We start from the raw sequence: 26,884 nt of genomic DNA, 5'->3' as shown, positions 1-26,884 counted from the left end.
TCAGTCGATCAGGCCAGCCTCGCGATAGTACTTGGCTGCGCCGGAATGCAGAGGCGCACTCAGGGCATCAGCAACCATCTCTTCCTTCTTCAGGGTGCCAAAGGCAGGATGCAGACGCTTGAAGCTGTCAAAGTTTTCAAACACCGCCTTAACTACTTCATAGACCACATCATCAGGTACGTCCGTTGAAGACACGAACGTGGCCGCCACACCGAAGGTAGTCACGTCTTCGTCAGAACCACGGTACATGCCACCAGGGATCACCGCCTTACGATAGTATGGGTTGGCCTTGATCAGGGCTTCTGTGGATTTGTTATCGACGGATACGATCACGCTGTCGCAGGACGTGGTGGCTTCTTTGATGGCACCAGAGGGGTGTCCAACGGTGTAGAAGAAGGCATCAATGTTTCCATCGCACAGGGCCTGGGACTGTTCTGCAGCCTTGATCTCGGCGGCCAGGGAGAACTTGTCCATGCCCCACCCCATTTCCTCCATCAGAACTTCAGCCGTAGCGCGCTGGCCAGAGCCTGGGTTGCCTACGGACACACGCTTGCCTTCCAGGTCCTCAAAGCTCTTGATGCCTGAGCCTTTGCTGGCGACAACCGTGAACGGCTCCGGGTGCAGCGAGAAGACCGCTCTCAGTTTCTCGTTTTTCCCCGAGTCCTCGAACTGGCTGCTGCCATTGTAGGCATGATACTGCCAGTCAGATTGGGCGACCGCCAGGTCAAGCTCCCCTTGCCGGATAGCATTCAGGTTATAGACAGAACCGCCGGTACTCTCGACTGAGCAACGGATACCATGTTCTTTACGATCCATGTTCACCAGGCGACAGATGGCGCCACCCGCCGGATAGTAAACCCCGGTCACGCCACCGGTACCGATGGTCACGAAACGCTGTTCCTGAGCTGAAACCGCAGAGGACGCGGCACTCAGGCTCACGGCGGCTGCAACGGCAAAAGCGGACGCTTTGAGTTTCAGTGTCATGTGTGCTCTTCCTTTTCTTGGTAGTTATAATCGATTACCCGCACGGGTTGACGGGCAAACATCCGGTTCGTCCTAGAACATAGAACACTTCTGGCGATAAATAAAGCAAGGATTAGCACGCTAACCAGCTGAGCTTTCAACAAAAAAGCCCGCACATGCGGGCTTTTTTGTTATCCGGTGGCAGTTATCAGGACTTTGCTGCCTTTGCCTTGGCCAGCATTTTTTCCGGCCGGAGCAGGAATCTTGCCAGTGCCGGCAGCAGCCAGATTGCGCCGACCATGTTCCACAGGAACATGAAGAACAGCAGGAAGCCCATGTCGGCCTGGAATTTGATTGGCGAGAAGATCCAGGTCACAACACCGATACCCAGAGTCACCCCGGTAAAGATAACCGCTTTACCCGTAGACCGCAGGGTCTCGTAATATGCTTCCTGAAGCGTTTTTCCCTCCAGCAGGAACTTTTCCAGCTTGCTGTAGATATAGATGCCGTAATCCACACCAATACCAACACCCAGGGCGATAACCGGCAGAGTGGCCACCTTGATACCAATACCAGAGACCGACATGATCGCTTCACACAGGATCGATGTCAGCCCCAGCGGAATCACAATACAGGCCACCGCCCGAATCGAACGGAAAGTCAGGAAACAGAGCAAACTCACCACGCCGTAAACGAGCAGCAACATGATGTCTTTGGCATTGGAGATGACCTCGTTGGTCGCGGCCTCAATACCCGCGTTACCCGCTGCCAGCAGGAATGTATGCTCCTCATTGCTGTTGGCGGCTGCGAACTGCTCCACCCGCTCAACCACCGTTTCCAGAGTTTCAGCTTTGTGGTCTTCCAGGAACACCAGTACCGGCGTGAGACTGCAATCGGTATTGATCAATCCCGCCGGTGCATCCCGGATAGAAGCGTTGATGATGGTCTGGTTCCGGGAAATCTCATACCACTTCCAGTTACCCTCGTTCAACGCTTTGGTGACCAGCTTTGACACATCAGCCAAAGACGCCGAGCTCTGAACACCCGGCGTGTTCTGGAGCTCCCACTGAAGACTGTCCATCGCCCGAAGCACGTTGTACTGAGTACATTGTTCTTCAGGGGTTTTCACCATCGCAACCAGAACATCAGCACTGGTGGAATAATTATTGATGATGTAGGCGTTGTCTTTGTTGTAACGGGAGTCCGGACGCAGTTCAGGTGCTCCCTGATCCAGATCGCCCACTTTCAGGTCCTGCTTGTAATACAGCCCCAGTCCCAGACCAATCACGGCAATCAACAGCGAAATTGGCGCAACGCCAGGATGAGCAAAATAGGACATGATGCGCCATTTGCGATCCTGCTGCTCACCATGATTCTGAACGTGCCGCACCCCTCCTTTGGAAATGCCAATGTAAGACATGATCAGAACATGCAGCACCAGGTTGGTGATAATCACGAACGCCACCCCGAGACCCGCCGCAACCGCCAGATCACGAATAACATCAATCTCGATGAAGACCAGAGTAAGAAAACCCACCGCATCGGAAATCAACGCCAGCATGCCTGGGATATACAGTGCCCGGAACGCAAGGCGGGCCGAGGTAACCGCATCAAACCCTTTGGCAGACTCTACCGCCATGGCGTTCACAATCTGCACACCGTGACTGATACCAATCGCGAATACCAGGAACGGCACCAGAACTGAATAAGGGTCCAGCCCATACCCAAGAAGCCGCAAGGCGCCCAACTGCCAGAACACCGCAATGATGGACGTGAAGATCGGCACCAGGGTTCCGGCGATACACCGGGAGTACCAGTACAGAAGCAGCGTGGTCAGCAGAATGGTAATGCCCGCAAACCAGGCAATAGACCCAATCCCCTCAATGAGGTCTCCGACTTTCTTCGCGAAACCAACAATGTGGATGCTGACACCCGGATTCTGTGCTTCGTATTTCTGGCGGATTTTCTCTTCCAGTTCTCTGGAGAACGCAGCGTAATCCAGGGCTTCGCCCGTCTCCGGGTTCTTCTCATACAAAGGCGCATACACAATTGTTGATTTGAAGTTGTCCGAGATCAGACGACCAACCTCATTCGACCGCAAGACGTTCTGGCGCAACTGCTCCAGGCTCGCGCGGGAACCGTCGTAGCCATCGGGAATGACCGTTCCCCCCTGAAAACCCTGCTCGGTCACTTCAACCCAGCGAACGTTAGACGTCCACAGGGTTTTCAGCCCAGATCGATCCACACCGTTGAGGTAGAACACTTCGTCAGTGATCTGTTTGAGGGTTTCCATGTATTCCGCTGTGAAGATATCTCCTTCTTCAACAGCGACAGCAATACGCACAAAATTACCCAGATTATCCAGATCGTCCCGATGATCCAGCATATTGACGATGTACGGGTGCTCCAGCGGAATCATCCGCTCAAAGCTCGCGTCTGGCTGAATCTTGATGGCGTTGTAGCCAAGGAACAGCGTCAGCACAAAAAAGGCGATGAGAATCGGCGCCCGGTTGTTGAAAATCACGCGCTCAAGAAACGGTTCCGCCTTGGGCGTTGTCAGGTAATGTTCACCCTTGTCATGCATCGGGTCAGACATTAAAAAACCCCTCTATCCATTTATCCGTTGATGCCACACCAGGGCGTTAATTCAGATTCCGGCCGCGGGCATCGGTGATCGTCACACCGCCCTCACCGACTAACAGCAGACTGGTTCCTGACAAAGGAACCACACCCATGACACCTTCCCGGTCAGTTCGGAAATAGGGGCGGAAACTCTCGCCACCGTTGGCGCTCATCAATACAGCTCCGCCGTTCCCAACAAGTGTGATTCGGCCATCGTCGGCAACTGCCGCATTGTTGAGGGTTGCGCCACCTTCGTTGGGCACCATGGTCCAGGTGCGACCAAGATCCGTCGACAACAGCGTGTTGCCCCGCAGCCCGAATGCCAGCACCTCATTGACCTGACCGGTTCCGGTGACACCGAACAGAGATCCGTCGTAAGGACTTTCGCGCTTATCCCAGGTATCACCGCCATCCACAGAGACATGGATCTGGCCAGCCTCTCCAACCAGCACCAGCGCACCACCTGCCACCTGAGTAATGCTGTTGTAGTGGAAGTTAGTCGGGTTATCGAGCCTGGGCCCCCAGTCTTCCCAGGTTTGGCCGCCATCCTGTGTTCGCAGGATCATGCCGTAAGCCCCCACGACAAACCCGTGATTCTCATCCTCAAACCAGACATCCAGAAACGGGTTCACCGGACCAATGTCCATATCCGCCTGGGTGTTTTCCAGCGCAAAAAAGAGATCATCCAGCGCCCACTCAAGGTCACCTTTCTCGCCCTCCGGCGCCTGCTCTATGCGTGCCTCAAGCTCGGCAATCTGATCTTCTTTACTGGCGATAACGAGCTCGGCGGCCTGGAGCCCATCGAGCTGAAGTGCCCAGTTTTCACCGCCATCCTCGGAGTGGAGAACAACACCGCTGTGGCCAACCACCCAGCCATGTTGTTCGGTTCCGAAATCCACCGACGTCAGCGTGACCGCCACAGGTACTTCAGCCTGCACCCAGGTCTGTCCCTGATCGTCCGAGTAGATAATGTGGCCACGTTCGCCGACCGACACCACTCTGTCACCAGCGCGGGTAGCGTCGTTCAGCAGCGACTGCGGCGCCAGCTCTGTTGGCCTCGCGGGGGTCTCAATAATATCTGAAAGTGCAAACGCCACGGGTGCCGCCAGCGCCATAGAGAGGCCCAGGGTGGCAGTTCCCAGCGTCTCGCACATGAACCTTTTAGCCATTCAGATTGCCTTTACGTTGGTTAAATCCTGATGCATCTGCATGCGTTGCCTGCAGCAGACTTTGCAAACAAACCAACAGCCCATCCGGGCCGCCGGCTGACATTTCTCCCGGGCTTCAGGCGCCAGTGCGTTCCGGCGCCCAAACCTCAGCGTACGCTTCGCCTGCGCAGGGAGGCCGGTGAAAAGTAACGCTTGTTCGGGACATCGTTGGTGAACACCCGGGTGTTGGGCTCTTCGGTATCCAGCCCCAGCACGTGGTATCGACGGGCCTGAAGATCGTGATAAACGTCAAGTACCGTCCAGACTCCGGGCAACTCGTAATAGTTCTTGGGAATGCCCATGGTGACGCGCCACAGGGCACCACGACCATCGTACTGATCGAGAAGAACCGTGTTCCAGCTGTCCGCATCCACGTAGAAGCGCCGCTTGCCGTAGATGTGCCGCTCACCATCTTTCAGAGTCGCTTCCACCACGTGAACCCGATGCAACTCCCAGCGTGTCAGATCCGGGTTCAGGTGAGACATCCCCAGAATATCCGAGTAAGGAGTCCCCTTTTCACCAATCCGGTAGTTGTTGTAGGGAATGTAAATCTCCCGAACACCCTCATAGTTCCAGCTATACCGATCCATGGCACCATTGAAAATATCGGTGTCATCGGCCGTGCGCAGGTTGTCAGCAGCGGCAATAGGTGAGTCGTAACCCAGATTTGGTGCCCGGCGTACACGTCGCTGGCCAGCGTTATAGCCCCAGCCGTTCCGGGGGTTGATGATCTGGTTCAGGGTCTCGTGCACCAGAATGGCGCCCCCGGCGAGGCGGGGTGGAGACTGGGTAAATGACAGGTAGTAGAAGATCACATTATCGAGTTCGCCTTCACCACCCTCAGGATTGTAAAAATTGAAAAAGGCTTCCTGCTGCGAGGTCACCAGACTGTAATCGCCATTGGTCTGGACAGCGACCTCACTGGAACGCCGTGTCACGGACACACCGCGCCAGCGGGTCAGATGATTCCAGATCACCTGCCAGGCTTTTTCTTCATCGTTACCGTGTAGTATCGGGAACGGATAGCCCCCAAAAGCGCCTTTCAAACCTTCGGTTTCACCAACGATCTCAGCATTTACCGCATTCTTACGGGTATTTTCTGCCACCCAGGCAGGCACCGCATGGGTCCGCCGGGACTGGTAAACCGGAATACGGAAGGTTGTCGGATAGGTTTCCAGCATGGCCCTGACACCATCGGTCAGGTGCTCCTGATACTGATCCAGATTGGAGGCATTGATGGTGAACAGCACTTCATCATCCGGGAACGGATTGACATGATGCTGGCCACTGCCGTCGTAACCTGCGGGAGGCTCTGTCAGGCCGCCATCCCACGCCGGGATGGTACCGGCATCATTACCGGCTTTGGGCGATCCGAAGGGGGTGAGATCCTGGCCGAGACGCGACGCCTCCGATGCAGAGACTGCCGCGTGCAGCGGTGAAGCTGCAAACGACAGCGCCAGCAACCCGCCAAACAATACGTTCTTGTTATATCTCATTGTGCAACCTTAAATCCGTCTGGAAGCCTCTGTGGGCTTTTTTGTTATGGTCTGGTGCAATTCACAGACTTTCTGACAGATTAGCCGATCAGGCAAGGTTGTCTATCGACCGAAAGTGCGATTTTGTATCCGGCTGTGACGACGGTTTTCAATCACAGCCAGATCCAAAGTCCCGCCCATCAGGCCAGGAGCAGGGGTAGGCCTCAGTCCGCCAGGCTCTTGTGAACGACTTCGTACACATCCCCCGACAGGCGGTCTTTATCACGAACACGCTCCAGCGCCGACTTCATCAGCACCCGGTATTCCGGTGCAAACTTACGCCAGCGGGTCAACGGCGTCACCAGACGGGACGCAATCTGGGGGTTACTGTCATCCAGTCGGCAAACCTGCGTCGCCAGGAACGCATAACCGCTGCCATCGGGATTGTGAAAAGCGGCCAGATTCTGAGAGGCAAACGCACCGATCACAGATCGCACCTTGTTGGGGTTTTTCCAGTCAAAGGCCTCATGCTCAAGGAGCTGCGTAATCTGCGGCAGTTGCCCTGCCCGAACGCTGGCGGCCTGAACAGAGAACCAGAGTTCCACGACTTGCGGATCCTCCCTGAAGGCCTGATAAAAACCCTCAAGCGCCTGAGTGCGCTCTTCCACAAAGTCTGAATTCACCAACGCCCGCAACGCACCCAACCGATCCGTCATGTTGTCGGCAGAACGGAGCTGCTCCTGGGCCAGTACCAGGCCTTGCTGATCCCCGATGTGGAGCAACCACCCGAGGGCGGTATTTCTGAGGCTTCGACGGGCAACGGAGTCCGGTGTCAACTGATAATCGCCCTGCGCCGAGTTGCAGTGGTAGCATGCCAGTAATTCATCACGCAAATGGGTTGCCAGATGACTCAGCACCGCTTCACGGGCCCGGTGAATAGCGGCAACATCCGCCTGTTCAGACAATTCGATCAGGTAAGCCTCGGAGGGCAGCTGCAGCATCTTTGCCACCAGAGCCTGATCCAGGCCAGTATTCCGGAGCAGCGAGCGATAGGCATCTACCAGCCTCGGTTCAACCTCAGCCTCCGGCGCAACGATCAGGGACTGGATCACATCAACCGCCAGCCGCTGACCGGCATCCCAGCGATTGAAGCCATCGGGATCGTGGTTCATCAGAAACAGGAGTTGCTCCCGGGTCCATGGATAGTGAACCCGGACCGGAGCCGAAAAGCCCCGCAGAAGAGACGGCACCGGGCGTTCAGACACCCCGTGGAATTCAAAGCAGTGCTCACGCTCTGTCAGCTCCAGTACACGCTCAACCGGCGCGTCGTCGCTCCCGGCGCTGAACAGCAGAGGCAAGGGCTGCCCATCACGCCCCAGGAGGCCAACCGCAAACGGGATGTGCTGAGGCTTCTTGCCAGTCTGCCCCGGTGTATCGGGAACGCTTTGTCTCACTGTCAGGCGATAGACACAACGCTCCTCGTCAAACTCATCAGTTACCGTTAGCGCCGGGGTTCCGGCCTGCTCATACCATAGCCGGAACTGGCTCAGGTCCCGTCCGGATGCATCTTCCATCGCCCGGACAAAGTCGTCAGTGGTAACCGCCTGGCCATCATGACGCTGGAAGTAAAGATCACTCCCCTGTCGGAACAGCGACTCTCCAAGTAGGTTGTGGATCATTCTTACCACTTCAGCACCCTTCTCGTAGATCGTGAGGGTGTAGAAGTTGGAGATTTCCATATAGGACGCAGGACGGACCGGGTGCGCCATCGGCCCCGCATCCTCCGCAAACTGAGCCGTGCGCAAGAGCGTGGCATCTTCGATACGCTTGACCGTCGGTGACCCCATATCGGCCGAGAACTGAGCATCCCGGAAAACGGTGAAGCCCTCTTTCAGGCTGAGCTGGAACCAGTCCCTGCAGGTTACCCGGTTCCCGGACCAGTTATGGAAGTACTCATGGGCAACAATGGCCTCAATGCGCTGGAACGCTGCATCTGTCGCCGTTTCCTGGCTGGCCAGCACACACGACGAGTTAAAGATGTTGAGCCCTTTGTTTTCCATGGCGCCCATATTGAAATCATCCACGGCCACAATCATGAAGATGTCCAGGTCGTATTCCCGACCATACACGTCTTCGTCCCAGCGCATGGATCGTTTAAGGGCATCCAGGGCGAAGTCACACTTTTGGGCGTTGCGGGGCTCCACGTACATCCGAAGATCAATCGACCTGCCGGAGCATGTTGTAAATGTATCCTTCTTCTCTACCAGGTCACCGGCCACCAGCGCAAAGAGATAAGCCGGCTTGGGAAACGGATCTTCCCAGGTCACGTAATGACGACCACCTTCAAGATCTCCTTTCGCCACCGGATTACCATTCGACAGCAACACCGGATACGCGTCCCTGTCGGCTTCAATGCGGGTTCGGAAGCGAGCCATGACATCAGGACGATCCGGGTAGAATGTAATGCACCGAAACCCTTCTGCCTCACACTGGGTACAGAACATCCCCGAAGACTTGTACAAACCTTCCAGCCGCGTGTTGTTCTGAGGCTCAATCCAGGTCACCACCTGCAATTCAAACGCTTCCGGGACGGAGGATACAACCAGCGCATCCCCGAGATCGTCAAAGTCACCGGCTGCCAATGGCGTGCCATTCAAGGCCACCGATTCCAATACCAGGCTATCGCCATGCAGATACAGCGGCTCATCTCCGCCAGACGATTCAGGATTCCGTCGCACAGACAACACACTGTGCACCCGGGCACCGTCCTCAAACAATTCGAAACGAAGATCTACCTGATCAACCAGATAGGCCGGTACCTTATAGTCGCTCAGGCAAATGGTTTGCGGCTGATTGGTTCGCATTCATTCTCTCCAGACAAAAGACATGGCGGGCTCAGTCAAGAACCCGGAACCGGACTTCGTAGCCGGTAAACTTGCGGATATTGATCACACCGGTATCAAGCATGAGGTACTGACCTTTAACACCCTCAAGTACGCCCTCCACTTCTGGCGTTTTGTCCAGATTATGGGTTTTCACTTTCGCCGGCCAGACCTGAACCGGATAACCTAATCCCAGTGAGGCTTCGTCCACAATCCGAATGCTATCTTCACCATGCTGCGACCGAAGGGTCTCCAGATCCGCTTCGATCAGACCCAGCATCCTCTCCCGCTCCTGCACCAGATCCAGTTCCGGTACATCACCTTTGAGCATCGCCCGCCAGTTGGTGCGGTCAGCCGCATGACTCTTGCATGCCACCTCCACCAGCCCGGAAAGATACCGACTGGCCACCCGAAGCATGGGAATAGCGGTTACCGCACCCTGGTCAATCCACCGGGTTGGCACCTGAGAAGCCCGTGTGATCCCTACTTTCAAACCGCTCGAATTGGCCAGATAAACCACATGCTCCACCATGCAGTTGGCCTCGCCCCACTCAGGCTCACGGCAGGTACCCAGATGAAAATGGCATTTTTCCGGGCTCATGATGCAGCTATCACAGGCCGCGAGTTTCCGGAAACAGGGGTAGCAGTATCCTTGATTGAAACTTTTCTTGGTGGTGCGATCACAATGGACGCAACGAATCACACCATCAAACTCCAGGCTCACCTTGCGGCCCACAAGCTCATTCAGCGGCAGACGGGCATCACCAACGGCGAGGGTATAGGCCACCGGGTCTCCCGCCTCCGCCGGCATTTTCCGCAAACGGCCGGTTACATCCGTTGAAACTGTCAAACCTTTACCTCAACAAACTGATCAGGGTCTGCCTCGTTGTTCTGTTTCTCTTTTCGGAACTGCACCGAAGGATCACAAGCCGTACCGGCCTTTTCTCCCCGATCCAGATAGCCCACACGCTGCTCCTCAGGAACGTTGTGCTTTTCCTCGTAGTAAATCACCGCTTCCAGGCTGATTTCGCGCTGCTCCCGGGTCATCACCCGGCCGTCGGGCCACTTGCCAAGCTCAATGGCCTGCTTCAGGTTGCGGTAAACCGTCGGGTCCAGCCGCTCAATCAATTCTTCGTATGTCATTCCCGCCTCCTGAACATTTCTTCATCTAAAAACCGGCAAACTTATTTGACAATCAAAAATGATAACGATTATCATTAACCCACCAAATGACAACGGTCGTATCATTTGGTCTCTCTCATCAGGAGCTATAAGCTCTTTTACAGCCTCACCTTTCGGTGGGGCTTTTTTTTATCGCAGATAACGCCGTGGGGGTAACACGGCAGCCATAGCCAGACCCGCGAGGAAACCTCCCAGGTGGGCTTCGTTAGCCATTCGTCCAAGCCCCAGCACCTCTGGCAGCGGCGTGAACCCAATGACCATCCAAACCAGGGCGAAAGTGACCAGTGCTGGTGGAAACTGGAAACGCGGCATTCGGCGCTGGCTCAGCCAACAGTACCCCAAAATGCCATACACAACGCCGGAAAGGCCGCCGAACAAGGGGCCCGACACCAGATACTGCAACAGATTCGACCCAAGGCTGGCCGCAAAAAACAGAGCGACAAGCCTCATCCGCCCATCCATCCACTCAATCTGACTTCCAAGAAACCAGAGCATGACAGAGTTGAAAATGATATGGGTCCAGCTGAAATGCAGGAAATCCGGCGTCAACAGGCGCCAGACCTCTCCGGCAGAAAGCGTCAATAGCAGCGCATCCAGACGCCCCGACAGCGTTTCAAACGTTCCCCAGGGAAATGGCCGGGGGTCGACAATCATCATGGAGGCTGCCAACTTGCTCTGCCCCATGCCGGTAAGCCAAACCATGGCAATCGCGATCATAATGACCGCAATCACCAGGGGCGCGTGGCGCGGTGCAGGCTGCCAGCGCCCATTGGGCGTGATCGGGGAAGGCGACGAATTATCCAAGTAAACCTCTCTTGTTTTAGCGGGCAACGCTATCTTCACTGGTGGGATAGTCCGGCTGTTCCGGACGATCAACGTCAACCCAGACAAACTTGTCCCGGGATAACACTTTCTCCCCATCAAAGCGGTACGCCACTAGTTTTCCATACTTGACGGCACTGTAATCAATACAGGCCACGTTGTGTTTGAGCGGTGCTGGCGCCCCATCCATCCAGTAATGGCCAACAAACACCGGAGGCGCCTCCAGCGGATAGGTAATCAACTGTTTGCGCTCATCGTCAGTCAGGCCCATGCCGGCCACTTCCGTTGGCAGAGGGTCTGGCTGAAACACCACATCCGCATAGGTGTCCGGCTGATCGGCCCAGAACTTGGTTCTGAAAAACTGGCGAACGTACCCGTCACGCCCTGTGATCGACATGCCGTCCGGTAATCTGAGATCGGTCCCCCTCAGGAGCGTATCCATCACTTGGCCGGCAAACGACTCGATCGCGGCGGAGGCATGCAGGAAGTCTTCATCAATGCAGGCCCCGCCGTGGTTTTCACGAAACTGACTAATCAGTGTCTGATCCCAGCACGCATGCACCACACGAAAATTCTCTTCCTCAATAAAGAGCGGAATCGTGTAAAACCACTCCAGAAACTCGTTCCATTCGTGAGGATACGCATCGAACTGTTCAAGGGTTTCCTTGATCAGTCGGTCATGCCGCGGGTTGTGTTCCCTCAGGAACGTTTTGCCGCTGCCAGGCCGGGCACGAGTGCAATACCCGAGGGCGTTGTATTCATGGTTCCCCATGACAATCCGGGCAAAACCATGCTCGACCATATCCCGAACCAGATGCAGCGATTCCCGAATTCTTGGCCCCCGGTCAATAATATCGCCAATAAAAATGGCCTGACGCCTTGGGTGCTGGTAGATCCCGTTGAGCTTCCGGTACCCCATCTGCTCCAGCAGGCGCTCCAGCGTGTGTGAACAGCCGTGAATATCACCAATGATGTCGTAACCGCGATCTGCGATTGTCTTGATTGCCGCCATAATCAATCAACTCGCTGCTATTTCGCTTGCCCAGCCCAGTTTGTCCCGGCAGGTCGCGTAGAAATTATGATCGGTGGGGTGAATCAGACGGATCTTGAATGGTTTTTTGGTGATTCGAATGATGTCGCCAGGCGCACAGGCGATATTCATCTGACCATCGAAGCTGATCTGTGGGTAGGTTTCATTGGTTTCCCCGATCACCAGCTTGATCTCGCTTTTGCCATCAACAACGATCGGACGACTGCTGAGGGTATGGGGGAACATCGGTACCAGAACTACGGCATCGAGCTTAGGGTGCATAATCGGCCCCCCTGCTGACAGTGAGTACGCCGTGGACCCCGTTGGTGTGGCAACAATCAAACCGTCCGAGCGTTGGCTATAGACAAAGTGGCCATCAATAAAAAGATCGAAACCAATCATCCGGGTTGATTTCCCCGGGTGCAGAACCACATCGTTCAGCGCCGAGCCATAACCTAAGGGCTGGCCGTTTCGCTCTACATGGCCATCCAGAAGAAAGCGGGACTCTTCAATGTAATTACCTGCCAGCACCTGGGCCAGACGTTCTTCGAGGTCTGAGGGGGAGATATCCGTCAGAAACCCCAGACGCCCCCGGTTAACCCCCAGAATGGGAATCTTGGATTTGGCGAGTTCCCGGGCCGCGCCCAGCAGACTGCCGTCACCGCCGACCACGATGACCAAATCACAGATTTCCCCCAAAAGCTTTTTGCTGGCCACCTGCAGACCGTGGCCAGGAATCATGGCTGAGGTATCTTCCTCAATAATCACATGATAATTGTTGGCGGTTAGGTACTGCTTGAGCTGCCGAAGCGACTCAACGACCTTGACGCTGCCCATGCGCCCGACGATGCCGATATTCCTGAACTGGTCCATGAAGTATCCCGTGGTCTCTGAATGGAGCAGAGAGTACCGGCCCCCCGGACGGGATGCCAGACTCCCTGATCGATAAGGAACAGAAGGACAGTTTAACGAAACTCGGGCAGATTCTGAAAAAAGATGACGATCAGGCCTGATGATGCTCGCATCGGTCATCACGACCCGGCTCGAATTCGGCAGGTTGGGTTATCCGCATGATGGGCTCTCCGCAGGCCCTCCCATCTTCATCAACGTGATTACAAACGGGATGCTCATAGTGGGCCAGCCATTCACGATAGGCCGGTTCGTTCAGGCTGCAGCGCTCTGCGGCATACCCAAGAGGGTTGCCAAAGTAGGTATCAATCTCTTCATACGGCAAGGTAATGTGCCCCACACCCGGGTGGTAGGCCACCAGAAAGACCGACTGCGCCCGAAGCTGCTCCAGTAACGATTCCTCCGGAGGCTGACGGTGCAGCAGGTCGTGCCTGTCCTGCTCCAGGGCAACGATCTTCTCGTCACGGAGCTCCAGCTCACGCTGTTTACGTTCCAGCTGCTCCCTTAACAACACGGTCTCAGCGCTGGCATTGGCATCTTCCCGCCCTTGGTCCTCACGCCCCTCTGCCATCTTTTCCTGCATGCTCAGGTACTGTTCGTTGCGCTGGGACAATCGCTGCTTGAGCTGCTCGTTGCTGAGCCTGAGGCGCTCACACCTCTGCTCGAGATCCGCCATCTCGCCGCGCAACCCCTGCATTTCAAGACGATGCTCTCGCTGCAGGTCTGCCAGCGAATCACGATGTACACTTTGGAGCGTTTTGATTCTCAGGCGCTGTTCACGCAGCACCTGAGCCAGGCGGGCCCGGTCCCGGCTGCCCTCGCCGGCTTCTGACGAAGATGAGGTTGCCGTAAGTACCGGGATATTTTCTTCTTCAGGTTCGATTTTCTGAAACCGAAGCGTGTTGGCATCCACCGCTTTGCGAATGGCCTGAAAGTGGTTATTGCCCGGAGTCATATCCGGATCCCACAGTTCATTGGCGAACTCCGGAGCGGGACACTGACTCCGGCAGACCAGCCTGATGGCTCCGCCACCCATGTTTGGCCCCTTGGCGCCCTGATCGGCCAGGGATTCAATGGGCACATTCCAGTGGCTGTCAGCCCGGCCCTCATCATCAAACCAGATGCGGAAGAAGACCAGAGACGTCACCTTCAGGTTCGGGCTCAGGTTCACCAGGACCGCCCGGACATCCGTCTCCGCCAGGTCTGAAAGGCCAACGTAGCCATCCAGAAAAGCGCCAAACTCCGACAGCCTCATCTGCCGGGCAATCTGATTGCCTTCCACAAAAAAGACCGCCGAATAGCCATCGGCGGCCTGCCCGGCATTTACCATCAAACTTCTCCGTGCCTCGGGAATCTGAATTCCGGACGCCGGTCGGCGCCCGTTGGTTCCAATTCAACCATTATCTGACTAGTCTAGCCAGACAGGCCCCGAAACACAGCGAAAAACTGCAACGATTTGTGATCAGATCTCTGCAGCGAGTCGACTACCCTGATTAATGGCACGCTTGGCATCCAGCTCGGCTGCCACGTCGGCACCACCGATCAGATGCACCGGAATGCCAGCGGATTCCACATCAGCCTGCAACTCCCGAAGCGGCTCCTGACCAGCACAGACGATGATAGTATCAACGGCCAGAACCCTGTCCTGCCCCTGCTCCGCACCTTTCGGCGTTACCGTAATGTGCAGCCCTTCATCGTCAATCTTGCGATAGCTGACACCGGGTACCATCTGAACATCTCGATTTTTCAGGGACGTCCGGTGGATCCAGCCCGTGGTTTTGCCCAGATTTTTACCCACTTTGGAGGCCTTGCGCTGAAGCAGGTATACCTGCCGAGCCGGTGCAGGCACCTCTGGCGTCATGCCTTTAATACCGCCGCGATGCTCAACAGACAGATCCACCCCCCACTCCTGCATGAAGTGATCGGTATTAAGGGACGGTGACTCCCCTTTATGGACAACAAACTCGGAAACATCGAAACCAATACCACCAGCGCCAATCACCGCAACCCTCTGGCCTACCGGTTTGCGCTCCAGCAGCGCATCCAGATAACCAATGACTTTCGGGTGATCAATCCCCTCAATGTCCGGAGTGCGAGGTTCAACACCGGTCGCCAGTACCACCTCATCAAACCCACCGGCCTTCAGATCCTCTGCAGACACACGAGTGTTCAGACGAACATCCACGCCGGTCTTGTCCAGCATTTTTCGGAAATAACGAAGGGTTTCGTAGAACTCTTCCTTACCCGGAATTCGCTTGGCAACGTTGAACTGACCACCAACTTCACTGCCCGCATCAAACAGCGTCACCGTGTGACCACGCTCGGCGGCAACGGTCGCGAAGGCCAGGCCCGCAGGGCCGGCACCAACCACCGCAATGGATTTTGGCTGCGAGGTTTTCACATAGGCCAGCTCGGTCTCGTGACACGCTCTGGGATTCACCAGACAAGAGGTCAATTTGCCACTGAAGGTGTGGTCCAGGCACGCCTGATTGCAGCCAATACAGGTATTGATCTCATCGGCACGATCCTGCTCTGCCTTCAGGACCAGCTCAGCATCTGCCAGGAACGGACGCGCCATGGAAACCATGTCGGCATCGCCTTCGGCCAGCACTTTTTCGGCAACATCCGGCATGTTGATGCGGTTGGTCGTCACCAGAGGAATGCTGACCTCACCCTTGAGGCGAGCCGTCACTTTGGTAAAGGCCGCACGGGGCACCGAAGTTGCGATGGTTGGTACCCGCGCCTCATGCCATCCGATCCCTGTATTGATGATGGTTGCACCGGCTTTTTCGATTTCCCTGGCCAGGTGCACCACTTCTTCCCAGGTGCTGCCATCTTCGATCAGATCCAGCATGGACAGGCGGTAGACAATGATAAAGTTCTCACCCACGCGCTCACGCACACGACGCACTATTTCAATCGGCAGCCGGATACGGTTCTCGTAGCTGCCACCCCACTGGTCTGTTCGCTGGTTGGTATGGGAGACGATAAACTGGTTAATGAAGTACCCTTCCGAGCCCATGATTTCAACACCATCGTAATCCGCGCGCTGAGCCAGAGCTGCGCAGTTCACATAGTCATCAATCTGCTTCTGAATACCGGCTTCGTCCAGTTCTTTGGGTTTGAACGGGTTGATAGGCGCCTGAATAGCAGACGGCGCGACCAGCTCCGGAGAGTAGGCATATCGGCCCGCGTGGAGAATCTGCATACAGATTTTGCCACCTTCGTCATGCACAGCCCTGGTAATAACCTTGTGCCGGTCCGACTCTTCCTCGGTGCTCATCTTGGCAGCATGCTGGAAAACCGCCCCTTCGGTATTTGGACCAATGCCCCCGGTCACGATAAGGCCTACTCCGCCACGGGCGCGCTCAGCATAAAATGCTGCCAAACGATCAAAACCGTTTTTAACTTCTTCAAGCCCCGTGTGCATAGACCCCATCAGGGTGCGGTTACGCAAGGTGGTGAAGCCGAGATCCAACGGCTTCAAGAGGTTCGGATACTTGCTTTCGCCAGCAGCTGCGGTCATGGAATGCTCCTCATCTGATCAACCACGGGGCAAATGCCCCATTTATTATGGCCCTAACACTAACTGGCCATACACCGCCCAACAATATCCTAAAACAACATTTGATTATCCCCGGATAACATCGATAATGGGCGCATGCACAAACCCGGTACGCAGACCCAGAATGCTCTGGGCGACATCAGCCTTCTTTACGTCTCCGTCCTGCTGAAGGCCGTGGCGGCAGAGGGTGCCAACCCGGAACGGCTGAAAGCCAGCTTTCATCTCAACGCCCCGGAATCGGCAGCAACCGATGCCCGCATCAGTATCCCAAGGTTCATGCGCCTGGGGCACGCAGCCATAAACGCCACGGGCAACCCGGCTATAGGCCTGCGCATGGGTGCCCTGTCCCGGCCGGTCGACGCCGGCATCGCCGGTCTCTGCGCAGAGACCGCCGAAACGGTTGGCCAGGCGATGGAAACCCTGGTGCGATTCTCGTTGCTGACCAGCCGCAATTCCCGGGGAGCTCCCGGCGTTCATCGACACCAGCGCTCTATCCACTTTTATTCCATCCGCCCCTACAACGCATACAACTACTTTGTGGTGGATTCGGTGCTCGCTGGCTGGACACAACTTATCCGCCATATGACCGGCCGCTACGATGTTCTGGATCGCGTGAGAATTGAATACCCTTCCAGAGGGCTGGATGACGTGTTTGAAAGCTGGTTTCGCTGCCCGGTGGAGTTTGGTGCAAGCACTAATGATATACGCATCAAAGAGCAGGTCTGGGGACTGCTCCCATTGCAGGCCCATGCAGGCATGCATGAGAAACTAACGAATGTTTGTGAACTGGAGCTGCAGCAAATGCAGCGAGGCTGGAGCACCGCAGACCGGGCCAGGCACCATATTGCCCCCCTGCTGGTAGGCGGCAACACCTCTCTTGAGTCGCTCTCGGCAAAACTGGGCGTGACACCCTGGACACTACAGCGACAACTCGCACAGGAAGGCAGCGGCTTCAGACAATTGCTGGATGCCACACGCAAACAACTGGCGGTGGACTATCTGAAAGAGACAAACAGCTCACTGGCGGAAATTGCCTGGCTGCTCGGATTTGCCAACCCGCCGGCTTTTCATAAGGCCTACCAACGATGGCACAACATCAGCCCGGGCGAACACAGAAAGAAGCTCAGAATGAACACAGATTAGAAAAACTGAAAGGTAAGATAATCCTGGGAGGAAAATGGCGGAGCGGACGGGACTCGAACCCGCGACCCCCGGCGTGACAGGCCGGTATTCTAACCAACTGAACTACCGCTCCGCGCGGCGTGCCTGAGCTTTCTTGCGATTGCTCTGTGACAACGAGGGCGCATTATATAGAGGCCCTCGTTTATGTCAACGCTTTTTCAAAACTTTTTTCAATTTTCCGGGCCGGACTACATGGCATCAACCATGGCGTCCTTACCCTGTGCGGTTTTCCGGTATTCAATGGGGGTCATCCCAGACCAGCGTTTGAACGCACGATAAAAAGTACTGGGCTCCGAGAACCCGGTCAGGTAAACAATTTCATCAATGGATTCGTCGGTGGTTGCGAGCAACTGGCGGGCCAGCCGGTACCGAAAATCCGCCAAGACCTGATTGAAACTGGTTTCAGCTTCCGTCAGCCGGGTCCGCAGCGTGCGAGGCTTGATGCCTAACCTTTCAGCAACAGCATCCAGCGTAACTTCTCCACTATCGAGAAGTTCAGCAATAATTCGCTCCACCTGCCCGACAATGTCCTTTTTCTCAAGCCGGGCAACCTGCTCGCTGGCAAACCTCTCATGCAGCGCCAGCAACTCCGGCTCAGCGTGAGGGGATGCGTGAGACATAAATTCCGTGGGGAAATACAGGCGATTTTCTTCGGCGCCGAAAACCACGTCACACCCCAGCACCTCACGAACATGGTCCTGCCCCTGTTCGCGTTCGTGCTCGAATTCAATTCTCGACGGGTAAAAATTGCCATCGGTTATCGACCGGAAGAATGTAATCACCCCCTGGACAAAACACTCATTGAAATGCCGCAACCGCCGTACTTCTTCAGACGCAGCATCCAGAACCATGCAGGCTTCTTGACCGTCAACAAAGACCTCGGTATTGGCCGCATCACTCAACAGACGCTGATAGTTCAGCGCCCTCCGCAAGCCTTCACCAAAACTGGGGCTGCTCAGGAACAGATATTCCAGCACCTGCCCTTTATAGGCGGGCAACATTGCCCCTAGGTGAAGCCCCACATCCGGGTCCCCCGACACCTCCTCCACCGCCTGCCAGAAATAAAGCTGAGCGCTGTGGGGCGTTCTTAACTGATCTGTGTATACATACTGCTCGTCAACGCCAAGGCGGTTAAAAATGGCATCGGTATCGACACCCTTACGCTTCATTGCCTCGTATATCAGGCGCAGCATGACGCCTGCATCACGTAATTCCTGCATAGTATCCCGCTTTTTTATTTATTGGTTACTACTTTGACCCGCCGGACAGGCTCCGGAGCACGCAAGGTCAATGCCACGTCTGGCCGGGTTTGCCAGACTTTAGTCGTACATTAGAGCATATCAGGCCACTGAGGCACAGTTGTACCGAAATTTGGTCATACCCAGAATAAACCGCCATGCCGTCACAATCAGCTAACACGAATTCAGGCCTCCGGCCACCGAAGGAGAGCGCCACCATGCCAAAGCCAATGGTCTACCGGCACACCCCGCCAGCCCTGCTGCCACTGTATGGGAAGGCCCTGTTGCCCAAAAACAGGCATGGCCAAGAAGCCGAACCTGCCATCCCTGCGCTAGAGGCCCATCTGCTAGGCGTATCAACCGATACGCCAACGCTGGCAGACTACCGGACACTCTGTGGCTTTCGCCACGGAGCCACTCTGCCGATCACCTGGCCACATATTCTGGCCTTCCCCCTGCACCTGAAGCTTCTGACAGAGCCCGCCTTCCCTCTACCGCTTCTGGGCCTGGTACACCTTCGCAACACCATTACCCAACACCGCCCGCTGGGCACAGGAGAAAACCTGGACCTGCACGTTACCCTGGCCAATCAGCAGAGCACCGAACGGGGGTTGGAGTTTGATCTGGTAACGGAAGCCAGAGCCTCAGGGCGACTGGTCTGGGAAGAAGCCAGCACCACATTGTTCCGGAAGAAGCCAGCAACCAGCAACCAGGCCACAAAGCAGATGCCTCCGCTGGCGAACTACCCTTGCTCCGAAACCATCACGGCACCAGAGAACCTGGGGCGCCAATACGCCAAGGTTTCCGGCGACAGAAACCCGATTCACTTGCATGCGCTCAGCGCAAAAGCGTTCGGGTTCCCCAGAGCTATCGCACACGGCATGTGGAGCAAGGCCAGAGCCCTGGCTCTTCTGGAGACACAAAAAGACTGGAAAGAAGGCCCGGTCCGTGCCAGCTGTCAATTCAAGAAACCTCTGCTGCTTCCAGGGGCCGCCATACTGAACTGGAAAACCGGTGACGACAGGTGGGACTACCAACTGCTGAATGCAGGAGGCGACGCACCTCACTTTACGGGGTGCGTCGACTGGCTATAGGAAGGTATTGCGAACTCAGCACTCCGGAGCGCAGGACGGACCCTGGGCTCCGGCTATCGGCAGGGTAAACCAGAAGCAGGCACCCTCGCCTTCCGGGCGCTCATAGCCGATCTCTCCACCCTGAGCCTGAATCAACGACCGGCAAGTCGCCAAACCGATCCCCATGCCATCGTCTTTGGTGGTGTGGAAGGGATGGAAGAGCTTCTCCTCGTCTTCTTCAGAGACCCCGACACCGTGGTCCCTCACCTGAATGCGCACACACTTGTCGCCACACTGACGGGCGCTCACCTCCACCGACGCTGAGACTCCGGCACTGCGGGTCGCCTCCAGAGCGTTGCGGATCAGGTTCAACGCCACCTGCTGAACCTGGATCGGATCAGCCAGCACCTCTGGCAATGCCTCCTCCACCTGAACCTCAATACCGCCTTCGTTATTGCGCATGTCCACTTCGGCAAACTGACGGGTATCATCCAGCAGGCCAGGCACTGCCAATACTTCTTTCCCAGTGGCGGGCTTCTTCATGAAACGCCGGATCCGACGAATAATTTCACTGGCGCGGTGAGACTGAGCCTCGATTTTATCGAGAGTCTCCTGCAACAGAACCAGGTCTGGCTGCTCCTTGCCCATCATCCGCTTGGCCACACGGGCATAGTTGGTAATAGCGGTCAGCGGCTGATTGACTTCGTGGGCGAATCCCGCCGCCATCTCTCCCATAGTGCTCAACCGGGAAGTATGAGCAAGCTGATCGCGCTGCTCCTGAACCATAGTCCTGGCGTCTTCCAGCGCCTGCTCGTTCTCAAGCTCTGTGGTGATATCCCGGAACACCACCACGGCGCCATGGAGTTCCTCATTATCAAGTTTTGGTGTCGACCGGTACTCACCGGGGAACCCCGAACCGTCAGACCGTAGCATACGGATATTGCGTTGATTTTCTGCCACACCTTGCCGGCAGGTAGCCATCACCGGCAGGTTGTCTTCGGACTCAGCCGCGGTGGAAAAATGCCGTTCAAAGAAATTCTGACCAATCAGATCTTCAACCGGACACCCCATGATCATCGCTGCAGCCGGGTTGGCAAACTCGATAACGCCATGCTCATCCAGACCATAGATGCCCTCGCTGATCGAGTTCAGAATCCGGGTCTGGTCGCTTTGAAGTTCCCGATTCCTCGCCTGAAGCTCACGCTCCAGACGAATCACCTGTGCGTGGGTTTTAACCCGAACAATGACTTCCTGAGACTGGAAGGGTTTGGAAATATAATCCGCACCGCCAAGGGAGAAACCTTTGACCTTGGCCTGAAGATCATCGAGCGCAGACAGAAACACCACGGCACAATCCGCCGTCTGCGGATCAGCCTTGAGGCGCTCGCACACTTCATAACCATCCATCTCAGGCATCATGATATCCAGAAGAATCACTTCCGGATGATGTCGATGGGCAAGATCCAGTGCCTTCTCGCCCTCATTGGCAATCAGCAACCGGTAACCTTTGTCTTTCAGGGTCTCGTAGAGGACTTTCAGGTTCTGCGGGTTATCGTCCACCAGCAGAACGGTGACCTCAGAGTTCTCACTGACAGTTTCAGTCATAGAAATACGGCCGGTTAAAAACGTTCAGATATAATGACGGCGCCGGCCAACCTAGTCGATAAGGTCCTTTACGGACAGAACCATACGTACAAGATGAGCCAATGAATGGGTACCCATCTTGTGCATAACCCGGGAGCGGTGAATTTCAACCGTGCGCTGACTGATCTCCAGCTCGATGGCGATCACCTTGTTGGCCTGGCCCGCAATCATACGATCCATAATTTCTCTTTCACGAGGCGTCAGGCTCTTCACCCGGCGGATGATTTCCTGCTTTTCGTCCAGAGATTTCCGCTGCTCAAGATCCTGCTCCAGCGCTGCCTCAATTTTTTCCAGCAGCGCCTCTTCCCGGTAGGGCTTCTGGATAAAGTCAACCGCCCCCTCCTTCATCGCATCCACCGCCATCGGGACATCTCCATGGCCGGTTACAAAAATAATGGGCAGAATCGAGTGCTTGTCGTTCAGTTTTTTCTGCAGCTCCATGCCATCCATGCCGGGCATACGGATATCCAGAACAATACAACCGGCCATTTTGTCGGAATAGTCTTTCAGAAAGGCGTTGGCACTCTCGTAGGGTTTCACCGGCTTGCCATCGGATTTCAGCAATAGTTCAAGAGAATCACGAACGGCTTCATCGTCCTCTACCACGTACACAGTTTGCTGGATGTCAGTCATGGATCTGTAATCTCCTGTCCGTTTTATTATGGTGCCGGTCAGTGAATGGACGGATCTTTATGATCGTCCCGAGCCTGTTCCTGCCGCTCGTGCTCACGCATTTTTTCGAGTCGTTGCTGGATAATGCCAAAAACGCTCTGCTTCGGGTACCTGCCTTTGTCATCGGCTTTACCGGCAGGCTTACCCAGTAACAGTGTAACCGCCTCTTCTACCCGGGCAACCGCATACACTGAAAAACGACCAGCCCGGACCGCCTGGACCACCTCGCTGTCCAGCATCAGATTCTGGACGTTGGTCGACGGAATGATCACGCCCTGGGTGCCCGTGAGGCCACCTTTGAGTTCACAGGTCGCATAGAAGCCCTCGGTTTTTTCGTTAACACCACCGATTGGCTGAACTTCACCGAACTGGTTAACCGACCCGGTAATCGCCAGGTCCTGACGCACCGGAATCTCCGACAAGGCGGAGATCAGCGCACAGAGTTCTGCAAGCGAGGCGCTGTCGCCATCGACTTCACCGTAATTCTGCTCAAAGGTCAGGCTGGCTGACAAATGCATCGGATCATCGACCGCAAAATGCGAGGCCAGCCAGGAGCTGAGGATCATCACGCCTTTGGAGTGAATATTCCCGCCCAATTTCACATCCCGCTCAATATCCATCACCCCGCCATCGCCATAATAACAGCTGGCGGTTACCCGGTTGGACAACCCGAACTCAAAACCGCCGGTCGACAGCACAGACAGCGCGTTGACCTGGCCCACGCAGGTTCCCGTGGTGGACACAAGCGTGGAACCGTCGCGAATGGAATCGTAGAACTGATCGCGGATCCGGCTGCTGCGATAACGTGCGCTTTCCAGCGCCCGTTCAATGTGCACTTCTGAGATCAGCCGGGCACCAGCCTGGCGCGCCCAGAAATCCGACTCACGCAAGAGGTTGGCGATGTCGGCCGCGTGCAAAGACAACCGGTCCTGATGGTCTGCCATACGCGCGCAATGCTCAATGATACGCGCCACCGCTTTATTGGTGCAGTGCAGCAGCTGTTTTTCCACCACGAGGCTGGCAATAAACTTGGCATACAGAAGCTGACTTTCCTCCGTACGGTACATTTCATTCTCGAAATCAGCCGTCACCCGAAACAACTCCGCGAACTCAGAGTCGTACTCCTGAAGCAGCATCCAGGTTTCCCGGTCACCAAACAGGACAATCTTGACATCCAGAGGCACCGCTTCGGGTTCTATCGAGATGGTCCCGGAAAGGGTCAGCTCACGCTCCAGGGAATTGATCTGGATGGACTTTGAGCGCAGCGCACGCTTCAAACCGTCCCACACAAACGGCTGTTCCAATACCTTGATGGCGTCCATCAGGAGATATCCACCGTTGGCCCGGTGCAGACTGCCGGGGCGGATCAGCGAGAAGTCGGTAAACACCGTCCCTTTGTAGGTTACATTTTCCACGTAGCCAAACAGGTTGTGGTACGTAGGGTTATCCTCCACCACCACCGGCACTTCGTTGGTTTTCTGGTGCACCAGAAGATTGACCAGATACCGCCGGGGCATCTTTTTGTCCAGAGACGCCCAGGCAATGGCGGCCTGCTCTTCATCGTCTTCCAGAAAGATATCCAGATTATCCACCAGATCCTTGCGCACCGCTTCCAGATACGCGACGACATCCGGCTGCTCGCGATACGTCTGCACCAACTCATCAATCTGGTGCCCGGAGATCCCCTCCAGGGTCTCCTGATTCAAAGCTTGTTGCTTGTCGGCGTATTCCTGCTCCCAGTCTGCCATTTTCCGCAGGGCCTGGCGCAGCTTCTTCTCAAGCTTGTTAATGGAATCCTCAAACTTGTCCCGCTGCTCCTCCGTCAGAGCCTGGAAGCTTTCAGCGGTGTGGGGCTCGTCGCCATTCATGGCCACCAGACGATAGCCTCCCGGCGTGGTAACCGTCAGCCTTACCTTCTTGCGTTTTGCCTGGGCTGCAAGTTTCGCCAGCTCGTCTTCCTGCCGTTGGCCGTAATCGTTCTTGAGTTGCTCTGAGCGCTCCAGAAAGCTGTCACTGTCAAACGTCTGGGGAATCGTTTTCACCAGGCGTGCCATCAGCTTTTCCATATCCTGCTTGAGCTGGGTACCCAGCCCGCCCGGCAACTGCAGCAGTTTCGGGTTGCGAGGCTCCTCAAAATTGGCGACATAACACCAGTCGTGGCTCTGCTGCCGGGTATCCACATGATGCTCCAGATAACGCAGCATCATGGTGCGCTTACCCAACCCGTTTCGGCCAACGGCATACACGTTGTAGCCGCCATGGGGCATCGCCAGAGCAAAGCGCACCGCCTCCTGAGCCCGGTTCTGGCCAACAATTTCAGCCAGGGGTTCCAGTTGCCTTGTGGTTTTGAACGGAAGGTCTTTGAGGACGCAGGCTTTATACAGCTGGTGCAGAGGCAGTGACTTCAAATCGGCTTCCCATTACGGTCAGTTTTGTAGGATTTCAGGCTGGCCATTGTAGTGCCTGGGGCCGGGCCTGTCGCGTACCTCGTCCGGTTTTATCGAAAGGCCTCCCGCGAGACCTCAAATGCCAACCCGTTCACAAATCATGCGCTGGCTATTTTTCATCCAGAGCATCGATTACTACACTTCTCTATCCGGGCCTTTCCCGGCAACAACAACGACAAGACACGCAGTGAATAGAAAATGACGAATCACTCGGCAGACCGCCGCATCAAGGATCGTTTTCCCGCCTCGTGCCTTCAGGTCCAGCTTCGTGAATACGGCTTCTTTGCCCGGGGCAGACATCCGGTGAGCGTCACCTGCCTGGACATGAACCGGTACGGCATGGCGGTTCTTTGCCCGCGACCGGTCGACGCAGGGGTTCGGCTGATACTGGATATCAAAGGCAAGTACATCAATGAGCAAGGTATCGGCGCCCGGGCCATTGCCTGCCAGCCGTTTCAGGCCGGCTACCGGATCAGCCTGCAGTTTGCCTACTGCCTCGACAAAAACGCCTACACCCGCTCAATGGACAACGCCCTGTCCCGGATCGAAGGCTTCTACAACCGCTACGCGTGCTGATCAGATCACCCCGGAAAATCAGCGGCTCCTGACGATTGCCTGCGAGCGACAGGCGCTGACGCCAGCCAACAGTCGCAATGACATCATAAGTTGGCCGCTATGGTCGCAAAGCGAACTTTCAGGTTGTGTGTTCAACGCTGGGCTCAACGGTAAATCATGAGCGCAGTCAATAATTCATCTGTATATAGCGCGTGTTAGTTGGGAGCATGACCGTGACCTTTGCCATAGTTCACACCACTCGTATCAACCTCTATTCCTGGGGAGTTAGGGAGAGTCTGAATAACCGCCAATTTTCATCGGCATGAGCCGGCAAAAGATCGAGAATTCAAACACTACCCTCCCGTTGTTTGTCTGTTTTTTACCCGTCTACCGCCGTTTTGGCGGAAAACAGGCGCACTGGCCCTACGCCAGTAGGTATTTTTCACCGATCAGTAGGTTGCTGAACGCGGCCAGCAAATGCAGCCGGTTGTTGTTCTTGGCCAAGCCGCGATAGCGGACTTTGCTGTAGCCGAAGACCTGTTTGATGTACCGGAACGGATGTTCCACTTTTGAGCGGATGCTGGCTTTGATTTTCTCGGCTTTCAGCTTGTCGGCATCCAGGGTTTTCCGAGCACCAGGGCGCTTGGCGATAAACCAGGACACGTTCTTGCGGTTTTTATGCTCCGCCCATTTTTGGAGGCCAAGGTAGCCGGCATCACCGAATACTCGCTGCTCTTCACCGTGCAATAGCTTGCCGGAAGGCACGATGTCATGAACATTGGCAGCAGTGGTGTCGATGCTGTGGATCAGACCCAGCGTGTCATCGACACCAATGTGCATCTTCATGCCAAAATGCCATTCGTTGCCTTTTCTGGTCTGGTGCATCTCAGGATCTCGCTTGCCAGAATTGTTCTTTGTGGAGCTGGGCGCAGAGATAATGGTGGCGTCCACAATGCTGCCTTCACGCAGCATCAGGCCATTTTTCTCCAGGTGCTTGTTCACTTCTTTGAACAGCACGTTGCCAAGGCCATGTTGCTCCAGGAAATGACGAAACTTCAGAATCGTGGTTTCATCCGGCAGACGGTCCAGCTTCAGCCCGGCGAACTGACGCATGGATTCGATCTCGTACAGCGCGTCTTCCATGGCAGGATCACTGAGGTTGTAGAACAACTGCATGCAGTGAACACGCAGCATGGCAGACAACGGATAGGGAGGGCGTCCGTTCTGACCCTTGGGGTAATATCGGGCCACCTTCTTCTCCAGCTGTTTCCAGGGAATCAGCTTGTCCATCCGTTCCAGAAAGATCTCGCGGCGGGTTTTGCGCTTCTTGGTCTGGTACTCGGCTTCGGAGAAAGTGATCTGATCCATGGTGGCAACGATCCTATGCGGTTGACGATGGCCGTATTATCGCTGAT

20 protein-coding genes and 1 tRNA gene are annotated in these 26,884 nt (G+C 55.6%); 3 read left to right on the top strand and 18 right to left on the bottom strand.

All coding sequences use genetic code 11. The features are described from left to right. The 12 genes from K325_RS0100115 to K325_RS0100050 all read right to left on the bottom strand — a co-directional run bounded on the left by K325_RS0100115 (position 1) and on the right by K325_RS0100050 (position 16,619). On the bottom strand, positions 1 to 984 hold the full coding sequence (locus K325_RS0100115; protein ID WP_029652229.1) for a TAXI family TRAP transporter solute-binding subunit: 984 nt from the start codon (positions 982 to 984) through the stop codon (positions 1 to 3). Positions 985 to 1,171: 187 nt separating this feature from the next. Continuing rightward, complete coding sequence (locus tag K325_RS0100110; protein WP_029652228.1) at positions 1,172 to 3,559, bottom strand: efflux RND transporter permease subunit; 2,388 nt, start codon at positions 3,557 to 3,559, stop codon at positions 1,172 to 1,174. A gap of 46 nt (positions 3,560 to 3,605) precedes the next feature. After that, on the bottom strand, positions 3,606 to 4,754 hold the full coding sequence (locus tag K325_RS0100105; protein WP_029652227.1) for a WD40/YVTN/BNR-like repeat-containing protein: 1,149 nt from the start codon (positions 4,752 to 4,754) through the stop codon (positions 3,606 to 3,608). 146 nt (positions 4,755 to 4,900) lie between these two features. Further along, positions 4,901 to 6,289, bottom strand: a complete 1,389-nt coding sequence (locus K325_RS0100095; RefSeq protein WP_029652226.1) for a DUF1329 domain-containing protein — start codon at positions 6,287 to 6,289, stop codon at positions 4,901 to 4,903. A gap of 203 nt (positions 6,290 to 6,492) precedes the next feature. Further along, on the bottom strand, positions 6,493 to 9,132 hold the full coding sequence (gene pepN, locus K325_RS0100090) for an aminopeptidase N (protein ID WP_029652225.1): 2,640 nt from the start codon (positions 9,130 to 9,132) through the stop codon (positions 6,493 to 6,495). A gap of 31 nt (positions 9,133 to 9,163) precedes the next feature. Continuing rightward, on the bottom strand, positions 9,164 to 10,000 hold the full coding sequence (locus tag K325_RS0100085) for a DUF2797 domain-containing protein (RefSeq protein ID WP_029652224.1): 837 nt from the start codon (positions 9,998 to 10,000) through the stop codon (positions 9,164 to 9,166). After that, a complete protein-coding gene (locus K325_RS0100080; RefSeq protein ID WP_029652223.1) occupies positions 9,997 to 10,293 on the bottom strand; it encodes a YeaC family protein in 297 nt (98 codons plus the stop codon). The genes K325_RS0100085 and K325_RS0100080 overlap by 4 nt, the downstream gene beginning before the upstream one ends. 168 nt (positions 10,294 to 10,461) lie before the next feature. Next, positions 10,462 to 11,253, bottom strand: coding sequence for a rhomboid family intramembrane serine protease (locus K325_RS0100075; protein ID WP_084694133.1), 792 nt, complete (start codon positions 11,251 to 11,253; stop codon positions 10,462 to 10,464). Next, positions 11,153 to 12,166, bottom strand: coding sequence for a metallophosphoesterase (locus K325_RS0100070; protein ID WP_029652221.1), 1,014 nt, complete (start codon positions 12,164 to 12,166; stop codon positions 11,153 to 11,155). Before K325_RS0100070 ends, K325_RS0100075 begins: the two co-directional genes overlap by 101 nt. A 6-nt stretch (positions 12,167 to 12,172) precedes the next feature. Next, entirely contained in the window at positions 12,173 to 13,057 is an 885-nt protein-coding gene (locus K325_RS0100065) for an NAD(+) kinase (protein WP_029652220.1), read from the bottom strand. 130 nt (positions 13,058 to 13,187) lie between these two features. Beyond that, positions 13,188 to 14,423 carry a hypothetical protein gene (locus K325_RS0100055; protein ID WP_029652219.1) on the bottom strand — a complete coding sequence of 412 codons (1,236 nt, stop codon included), beginning with the start codon at positions 14,421 to 14,423 and terminating at the stop codon, positions 13,188 to 13,190. 132 nt (positions 14,424 to 14,555) lie between these two features. Then, positions 14,556 to 16,619 carry an NADPH-dependent 2,4-dienoyl-CoA reductase gene (locus tag K325_RS0100050; RefSeq protein WP_029652218.1) on the bottom strand — a complete coding sequence of 688 codons (2,064 nt, stop codon included), beginning with the start codon at positions 16,617 to 16,619 and terminating at the stop codon, positions 14,556 to 14,558. A 135-nt stretch (positions 16,620 to 16,754) separates the two neighbouring features. On the opposite strand from K325_RS0100050, the gene K325_RS0100045 reads away from it, so the two are divergent. Next, the gene (locus K325_RS0100045) at positions 16,755 to 17,801 is read left to right on the top strand and encodes an AraC family transcriptional regulator (protein WP_029652217.1); all 1,047 of its coding nucleotides are present in this window, start codon (positions 16,755 to 16,757) and stop codon (positions 17,799 to 17,801) included. 35 nt (positions 17,802 to 17,836) lie between these two features. Here the strand turns inward: K325_RS0100045 and K325_RS0100040 are convergent. Both K325_RS0100040 and K325_RS0100035 read right to left on the bottom strand, forming a co-directional pair. Then, positions 17,837 to 17,913 (bottom strand) — tRNA-Asp (locus tag K325_RS0100040). A gap of 115 nt (positions 17,914 to 18,028) precedes the next feature. Next, positions 18,029 to 19,060 carry an AraC family transcriptional regulator gene (locus K325_RS0100035; protein WP_029652216.1) on the bottom strand — a complete coding sequence of 344 codons (1,032 nt, stop codon included), beginning with the start codon at positions 19,058 to 19,060 and terminating at the stop codon, positions 18,029 to 18,031. 236 nt (positions 19,061 to 19,296) lie between these two features. Between K325_RS0100035 and K325_RS0100030 the strand changes: the two genes are divergently transcribed. Next, positions 19,297 to 20,172 (top strand): MaoC family dehydratase, encoded by an 876-nt coding sequence (locus K325_RS0100030; protein ID WP_029652215.1) that lies wholly within the window; start codon positions 19,297 to 19,299, stop codon positions 20,170 to 20,172. Between the two features lie 15 nt (positions 20,173 to 20,187). Here K325_RS0100030 and K325_RS0100025 read toward each other — a convergent pair whose 3' ends face one another. The 3 genes from K325_RS0100025 to K325_RS0100015 are packed head-to-tail and all read right to left on the bottom strand — an operon-like array spanning position 20,188 to position 24,875. After that, positions 20,188 to 21,756, bottom strand: a complete 1,569-nt coding sequence (locus K325_RS0100025) for an ATP-binding response regulator (RefSeq protein WP_029652214.1) — start codon at positions 21,754 to 21,756, stop codon at positions 20,188 to 20,190. 51 nt (positions 21,757 to 21,807) lie between these two features. Continuing rightward, complete coding sequence (fixJ, locus tag K325_RS0100020) at positions 21,808 to 22,428, bottom strand: response regulator FixJ (RefSeq protein ID WP_029652213.1); 621 nt, start codon at positions 22,426 to 22,428, stop codon at positions 21,808 to 21,810. A gap of 38 nt (positions 22,429 to 22,466) precedes the next feature. Then, positions 22,467 to 24,875 carry an ATP-binding protein gene (locus K325_RS0100015; RefSeq protein ID WP_029652212.1) on the bottom strand — a complete coding sequence of 803 codons (2,409 nt, stop codon included), beginning with the start codon at positions 24,873 to 24,875 and terminating at the stop codon, positions 22,467 to 22,469. Positions 24,876 to 25,112: 237 nt separating this feature from the next. On the opposite strand from K325_RS0100015, the gene K325_RS0100010 reads away from it, so the two are divergent. Then, positions 25,113 to 25,490, top strand: a complete 378-nt coding sequence (locus K325_RS0100010) for a hypothetical protein (protein WP_029652211.1) — start codon at positions 25,113 to 25,115, stop codon at positions 25,488 to 25,490. Between the two features lie 402 nt (positions 25,491 to 25,892). Here the strand turns inward: K325_RS0100010 and K325_RS0100005 are convergent, their stop codons facing one another. Further along, positions 25,893 to 26,837 carry an IS5 family transposase gene (locus K325_RS0100005; RefSeq protein ID WP_029652210.1) on the bottom strand — a complete coding sequence of 315 codons (945 nt, stop codon included), beginning with the start codon at positions 26,835 to 26,837 and terminating at the stop codon, positions 25,893 to 25,895. Between the last annotated feature and the right edge of the window lie 47 nt (positions 26,838 to 26,884).

Source organism: Marinobacter daepoensis DSM 16072, from assembly GCF_000421165.1.
Taxonomy (GTDB): domain Bacteria; phylum Pseudomonadota; class Gammaproteobacteria; order Pseudomonadales; family Oleiphilaceae; genus Marinobacter; species Marinobacter daepoensis.
The sequence above is the reverse complement of the archived record's forward strand: the minus strand, read 5'-3'. Positions and strand labels throughout refer to the sequence as shown.